Origin of the sequence: Bacillus cereus group sp. BfR-BA-01441 (genome assembly GCF_022663075.1) — a bacterium.
Taxonomy (GTDB): domain Bacteria; phylum Bacillota; class Bacilli; order Bacillales; family Bacillaceae_G; genus Bacillus_A; species Bacillus_A cereus.
The window spans coordinates 42,784-48,919 of record NZ_JAKUEU010000037.1; the positions used below are offsets into that span (position 1 = coordinate 42,784).

Sequence of the window (6,136 nt, forward strand, 5' to 3'; positions counted from 1 at the left end):
CTTTTTTTCTTCAAAATTACTTCTATAAAAAATATTAGTAAGTAGAAAAGCGTGCCTTTCTTACTTTTCTACTTACTTAGAGATTTTTCATTACCAGATCTTCCACCACGGCTTTCTCTTCTCTTTCGCCGCAGCAACGTCATCCCGATATTCCTGCATCTCACGTAGTGTTTTTCATAAGCGTCTCATCCCGTACTTCCAATGGTTTCTCCACTAGCTCATTTACACGATTATCAGTATAGGAAATATTTTTAAACATCATGTAATACAAATTCCAATTGCCGACTCTGTGTTTTAAATCCAAGTTTTTCATAGAATTGTATAGCTTTTTTGTTAAATTCTAAAACATTTAATTCTACACTTGTTGCTTGTATTTCTTTAGCATACTCAAATGTTTTTTGTACTAATATTTTTCCTATTCCTGTTCCTTGACATATTTCGCTTACACCAATATTGCGGATAAAGAGTACTTTTCGCTCAACTAACTTTGGATTTTCGGATGGTTCTTTAATATCTAAAATTATGTAAGCAAGAATCGCTTTATTATTGTCCTCTACTACAAATATCTCTATGGTTTTATTATTAAGCCACTTTTCGTATGCATTGTGATCCAAAGAAGCTGAAGTATCAGAGTAAATATCTGGCCTTCCCTCTATATGCAACTGTTGAACTTGCTTGTTTATATTTGATATATCCGAAAAATCTTCTGGAGCAGCTAGTCTTACTGTGAAAGGCAAAACTTCGTTAGACATAAGTACATTCCTCCTAATGTTTTATTTAAATTGGGTTTAACAAAGCGCATCATTATCCGTAGCAAAGACAAAGAGGAACCCTACTCCCACAAGGGAACCTACTTGTTCTCACCAGAACTTCCACCACGGCTTTTTTTATAACGGAATTTGATAATAGAACTACAATAAAATCTATAATCCCAAATTGCATATATCTCGAAGGAACCTTTTTTTATTTGTATTCGACATAATATTAAGATGTAAATTTTTTTTATTTGTTGTAATATCAGGAATGACTTACTTAAAGGAGTAGACAGATGAAAGTGTTAAAAAATTCATGTATCGCAATTGGCGCAAATATTATATTTTGCATAGCTTTATATATTTATAATGCTTATATGTATGAACTTATTTATCCCGTCCCTGGAAGATTTTCCACAGAAGATACTATTCGTGATCTTACTTATATATTTTTTGCGTTTATCACTCCACTAACTATCGGTGTTACTTTTTCAATTAGGTCCTTACGTAAAGAGAAATGCATAAAGATATTATTAATTTCAAATTTAATTTTTTCCTTAATATTTTTAACATTTGCCGGTGGCTTTTTTATTCTATTTTCTTTAGTTGAATTACATATATATATTCGCTAAAACTCTGACAAGCTACTGGTAACTTGGTGAGAGGACCTTAGGAATTATAAGTAAGTAGAAAAGCATTCCTTTCTTACTTTTCTACTTACTTATATATTTTATTACCAGAACTTCCACCACGTTTTTTCTTCTCTTTCGCTGCAGCAACCTCATCTCGAAATTCCTGCATTATTCTCTTCGTTTCCTGCATCTCACGAAGCGTATCATCTCGCGCTTCCAATCGTTTTTTCACTCGTTCATTATGCGCTTCTACGCTCGCTTTGCTTTCCTCATTGCTTTGCCTGCTCGCTTAATCGTCTCTCCATTGCTAACATACTCTGATTCATTTCTTGCGCCATAACGCTGTACTGTTCCTGTAATTGTTGTTTAATGTGGAATGGCACTAAGTCCGTTTCCTCAATCTCTTCTTTAATTAGATCCGGATTAACTTTCTCTATTTGCTGCGCAATCATCTTCGCTGCCTTTTCTAGCGTCATACCGTCATGCTTACTCAGTTCAATTAATTTCTCGATCACCATAATGTCATTGTCTGTGTATTGGCGTCTGCTACGGTTATCTTTCTTTACGATGAATTTCTCTCGTTGTAATACTTCCATGTACTTTCTAAGGGTGCTATCGAAAATTCCTAATCGCTTGTATACTTCACTCGCAGAATAAACAATTTCGTCCGTCATAACGTCACAACACCTCCTAGTGAGAGTATTCCATAGCATTTTTTTAATTCCTGCAAATAAAAAAACGACTCAGAAGAGTCAGTCTTTTAATCGTTTTTTACTTGGCATTATCTCGTAGGGTTCTGTTTGATATTGGAATAGCTCTATATGAAAATGCTGCTAATTGTTCACGCGTTACTGTACCGTTTGGATTAAAATTATTATTCCCTACAACACTAGTAAAAGCGTTACTATATAATATTTGTACAGCTTCATTTGCCCAGTGTCCTTGCATATCATCAAATTGGTGATCAAATTTCTTGCTTAACCAAAAGGCGTTTTTGAAAGTTTGAGCAAGCTCTGCTCGAGTTACGATTCGTTTTGGTTTAAAGAGATGATCAGCTGAGTAATGGAAAGGTCCCTCATTATATCCTGCTGCAATTTCTTTTTTAAACATAGAATCATTTATATCATCGAAAGGAATCGGTCTTGGCATAGTATAATTCAAATTTTTAACCGTTCTATATGGCGTATCACCAACATTTTAACGAAAATATACGCTAAGCAAAATTCAACATGAAAAAACGTTGATTTTACTACTCTAAGAGAATCATCTGATCTCAAAAACGTATGTATTTGAGACAAGTGCGTTCCAATGTAAAAGGTGCTGAAAAGAGCCTAAATAGTGTCTCAAAACTCATCCTTAAATCAAAAACTTAATTCAAATCGTGTTATTGAGTTTTGAGAATCCCTTAGCGTATAAAAAAGTTAAAATGTGCGTGCTACCCCTTTTAGATGTTCCCCCAATTCTAAAAGGACAAATATCCATAATGTTTCCAAATAGATATAATACATCAAATAAATATCAAATTTATGTTAGGAAGAACGAACTTGAATGGATATTTTTATAGATCGAGTCCTATGTTAATCACCATACCTAAACCTTGGATACCTGAAGTACCGTCGTGGTGGTGGCATATTCCACAACCAGATCCACCACCAGATCTATATCTTCATCCTTATAGTTTACCGACACAACATTTTCAATCATATCAACAGTATCAACATCAACCATATAGAGCAGACGGATTTGCTGATGTATCAAAAGAGTATATCGAACTTTCAATAGACTTTAATAATGACATTATACAAGGGGACGAAATATTCACTCATGAAAGAAAGAAAATTGAAGATTTAGATGCACATTGTAATAAACTAATTGATGATTTTATTAAATTCACTGAGGAATTCAAACGTAGATATCTATAATACAATATAGATTTGATCAACATTTCTCAATGTATGAAGCAACTAAACATGGTAAGATAATATTTGGATTGGCGTCCAATACATATTATTAAAATTAAGATGGTTCAAGTCGGAGGAAGGCACCTTAGGGTGTCTTTTCTTTATGCATAAAAAAGCCTTATCTTCCTATAAAAAGATAAGACCTTTATATACTACCTATTATCCGATTCATCAGTTTCATAACACATTTAGCTTCTCCAAAAAGACCACCAGTGTCCTATTCTCCACCATAATACGCATACTTCCCAGGTGAACCATTATCTCGTATACTTGGATATAATTTTAGTTTATATTCATAAACCTAAACCATAAAAATATAACCAGATTACCATGATTAGAATTCCCATAACAGTAACTAATAGGAGTTTACCATCCGCACCTGTAATAACTTCTTTTAGATTTTCTTTTGCTTGTTGTTTCTTTTCTCCACTTGAAAAGAGATAAATAATGAAATAAGTAACCACTAAGAAGAATGAGAATATTATATCTATCATTACTTATGTACCTCCCTAATGCACGCTATTAATTTTCTTATACGTTTTAAGCTAAGATATCTGAAATCATAATGATAATAAATATATCCCCCCGATTAAAAGTGCCGCAGCAAAGACTAATATTATTATTCCATCAGGACTATTAAGAATTTCTTTTAAATTTTTTTTTGCTATTTGCTTAGTTTCTCCACTTGAAAAGAGATAAACAATGGAATAGAGAATTAGTAAGCACAATGACGAAACTACCTCTAACATGGCTTATGTACCTCCTAATATATATGTACCTTTAATTATCCAGTAATTTTCTTGCACCTTGTATCAGCCTGAGTAACCGGAATGCTTAGTTCAATAAAAGCCAAATGACAAAAATTACTCCTATAACTGCTAAAGTTCCAAAAAAACCTACCAACATTTTCCCCTCAGGACCATTAATAAGCTCTTTTAAAACTTCTTTTGCTATTCGCTGACCTTTACCACTTAAAACTATCGAAAGAATAAAGAATACTACCACTAATACAAATGAAGAAACTATTAACTCCATGACTTATGTACCTCCCTAATATATGTACGCTATTCATTAACCAATAATTGCCTTATACATTATATCAGCTAGGGTACACGGAAGTATAACAAATTATTTATATAGCTCATTTTATTAATTGATATATTAAAAAAAGACACCGAATAATTCCTTAGCGTACGCTAAGCAAATTTTCATAGAAAAAAAGCCGTTTCCTCTAAGTTTAGAGATAATCGGCTTTTTCTTTGTAAATCAAAACAATAAAATCATATGAAACCTATAAATATATATTATTACATAAAATATGATTCTCAGTATTCTATAATCAATTAATCCTCATCATACAAATTATCTACAGATTCTTGTAAAGAATCTAATAGATATTCGCTGAAGTTTTCATAAGTAATGGCATACAGTTCCTTTGAAAAACGACTCCAAAAGACAACAGGGCACTCGCCATCTTTCATTTGATTGGTATCTAAACATGTCACAGTACCATCGATATCATTTAAAACAATGTATTGTTCAGGAAGGTTATATGTTTCTCTATATAACTTGGTGTGGTAAACAACGGAAGAATCCTCAGCTGTTGTCTCACAACCATGGATATCCATACCATCCAGTCCGCCGCTACCATACTGTTTTAAAAACCAATGATAACTGTTTGGGAAATTAATGTTTAGCATTTGAGCTGCTTCTCGAATTGTATCTTCATTTACCCCTCCCATAAAATCGTCATCTTTTTCATATGTGGAAATGATTGAAATAATCTTGTCATTCATCTATTTATTTCCCTTCTAAATGTTCTTTTGCTCTCATTTTCCAATAGTTATTTCTAAAATTATTATACTGTTTATATAGCTCTTTGTCGTTTCTAAAGCTTTCTCCTGATTCTACTAAACCATGCAATGCTTTAGTGAATTCATCATGTTTATTAGCTGGTATTTCAACCATTGCTCCAGGTTCTTTTTGCGTTAAATGATGTAACTCAATTTTGTGATTATCTTTTGTAAAAGGTACCCCGCCATCTAAAGCTAATTGAAGATTCGACTTTCCGCTTTTATTAACGGATGGTGGAGCGACGTAATCCCAATCTATATTTTTCATACGGTAAACCCTTCTACTAATATCTTTAGTTTGCCCAGCCACTTTAACAGTACCTGTCACTTCATGTGCTGCATATTTATCACCAAACTTATCTAACCAAGATAAATCTATCTTCGTGTTGGTAAATTTCTGTCTCTTGGTAACTTTACTTATTGAACCTAAAAAAGCTGCACCAGCTTTAATTTCTCCACCACCGAGTACGGCTAGCATATTTAATGCATAATCAGACGCTTGTAAATCAGCATCACTATTTAAATTTTTACCTGAAAGTAATTCAGCAAGAGAGACGAAGTTACCTGTAACTGGCATAAAAGCAAGTATATTAGACATTGCTTCATCACGCTGTTGCTGACGTAATTTTTCTTCTGGTGAACTTGTAGGTACGATATTAGAGAAATCAAAATCCAAATGAATTGTTTTTAAATCTGACTGTGGCGCTTTCTTAGGTGCGTCAAATATACTATTAATTTCTTTAACGGATACGTCTACACCACTAATCGTCTTTTCTAATCCTTTTTGCATTTTATTTGTGGCATTTAGCATTTGTTGCATGCCTTTATTGGCCTGGTCAACTGCATTGTTCATTCCTTGCAAACCTGAATTCGCTTGGTTAACACCTTGAATCATTTTTTGCATACCTGCATTGGACTGATCAACTGCATTATTCATT

9 protein-coding genes and 2 pseudogenes are annotated in these 6,136 nt (G+C 33.2%); 2 read left to right on the top strand and 9 right to left on the bottom strand.

Annotated elements, in window-relative coordinates; all coding sequences use genetic code 11:
- Positions 1–90: 90 nt before the first annotated feature.
- Positions 91–223: pseudogene (locus MR107_RS16715) on the bottom strand (DUF3967 domain-containing protein); the annotation flags it as partial.
- Positions 224–251: 28 nt separating this feature from the next.
- The gene (locus MR107_RS16720) at positions 252–752 is read right to left on the bottom strand and encodes a GNAT family N-acetyltransferase (RefSeq protein ID WP_242292548.1); all 501 of its coding nucleotides are present in this window, start codon (positions 750–752) and stop codon (positions 252–254) included.
- Between the two features lie 296 nt (positions 753–1,048).
- Between MR107_RS16720 and MR107_RS16725 the strand changes: the two genes are divergently transcribed.
- On the top strand, positions 1,049–1,384 hold the full coding sequence (locus MR107_RS16725; protein WP_242292549.1) for a hypothetical protein: 336 nt from the start codon (positions 1,049–1,051) through the stop codon (positions 1,382–1,384).
- A gap of 101 nt (positions 1,385–1,485) precedes the next feature.
- Here MR107_RS16725 and MR107_RS16730 read toward each other — a convergent pair.
- Both MR107_RS16730 and MR107_RS16735 read right to left on the bottom strand, forming a co-directional pair.
- Positions 1,486–2,058, bottom strand: a pseudogene (locus MR107_RS16730) (MerR family transcriptional regulator).
- A 97-nt stretch (positions 2,059–2,155) separates the two neighbouring features.
- Positions 2,156–2,545 (bottom strand): S-layer homology domain-containing protein, encoded by a 390-nt coding sequence (locus tag MR107_RS16735; RefSeq protein WP_242292550.1) that lies wholly within the window; start codon positions 2,543–2,545, stop codon positions 2,156–2,158.
- A gap of 413 nt (positions 2,546–2,958) precedes the next feature.
- On the opposite strand from MR107_RS16735, the gene MR107_RS16740 reads away from it, so the two are divergent.
- Positions 2,959–3,306 (top strand): hypothetical protein, encoded by a 348-nt coding sequence (locus MR107_RS16740; RefSeq protein WP_242292551.1) that lies wholly within the window; start codon positions 2,959–2,961, stop codon positions 3,304–3,306.
- Between the two features lie 332 nt (positions 3,307–3,638).
- Here the strand turns inward: MR107_RS16740 and MR107_RS16745 are convergent, their stop codons facing one another.
- The 5 genes from MR107_RS16745 to MR107_RS16765 form a co-directional block, all read right to left on the bottom strand.
- Positions 3,639–3,839 carry a hypothetical protein gene (locus tag MR107_RS16745; protein WP_000565399.1) on the bottom strand — a complete coding sequence of 67 codons (201 nt, stop codon included), beginning with the start codon at positions 3,837–3,839 and terminating at the stop codon, positions 3,639–3,641.
- 66 nt (positions 3,840–3,905) lie between these two features.
- Positions 3,906–4,094, bottom strand: coding sequence for a hypothetical protein (locus tag MR107_RS16750; RefSeq protein ID WP_242292552.1), 189 nt, complete (start codon positions 4,092–4,094; stop codon positions 3,906–3,908).
- Between the two features lie 85 nt (positions 4,095–4,179).
- Positions 4,180–4,380: a hypothetical protein gene (locus tag MR107_RS16755; RefSeq protein WP_000420484.1), complete on the bottom strand. Its 201-nt coding sequence runs from the start codon at positions 4,378–4,380 to the stop codon at positions 4,180–4,182.
- Between the two features lie 308 nt (positions 4,381–4,688).
- Complete coding sequence (locus tag MR107_RS16760) at positions 4,689–5,141, bottom strand: SMI1/KNR4 family protein (RefSeq protein ID WP_080478551.1); 453 nt, start codon at positions 5,139–5,141, stop codon at positions 4,689–4,691.
- Between the two features lie 4 nt (positions 5,142–5,145).
- The coding region (locus tag MR107_RS16765; protein WP_242292553.1) for an HNH/ENDO VII family nuclease at positions 5,146–6,136 on the bottom strand (991 nt) is incomplete at its 5' end.

What these genes read in the sequence shown, in the direction of transcription:
- MR107_RS16720 (WP_242292548.1), bottom strand. Translation starts at nt 752, where the DNA reads ATGTCTAACGAAGTTTTGCCTTTCACAGTAAGACTAGCTGCTCCAGAA.
- MR107_RS16725 (WP_242292549.1), top strand. Translation starts at nt 1,049, where the DNA reads ATGAAAGTGTTAAAAAATTCATGTATCGCAATTGGCGCAAATATTATA.
- MR107_RS16740 (WP_242292551.1), top strand. Translation starts at nt 2,959, where the DNA reads ATGTTAATCACCATACCTAAACCTTGGATACCTGAAGTACCGTCGTGG.
- MR107_RS16745 (WP_000565399.1), bottom strand. Translation starts at nt 3,839, where the DNA reads ATGATAGATATAATATTCTCATTCTTCTTAGTGGTTACTTATTTCATT.
- MR107_RS16750 (WP_242292552.1), bottom strand. Translation starts at nt 4,094, where the DNA reads ATGTTAGAGGTAGTTTCGTCATTGTGCTTACTAATTCTCTATTCCATT.
- MR107_RS16755 (WP_000420484.1), bottom strand. Translation starts at nt 4,380, where the DNA reads ATGGAGTTAATAGTTTCTTCATTTGTATTAGTGGTAGTATTCTTTATT.
- MR107_RS16760 (WP_080478551.1), bottom strand. Translation starts at nt 5,141, where the DNA reads ATGAATGACAAGATTATTTCAATCATTTCCACATATGAAAAAGATGAC.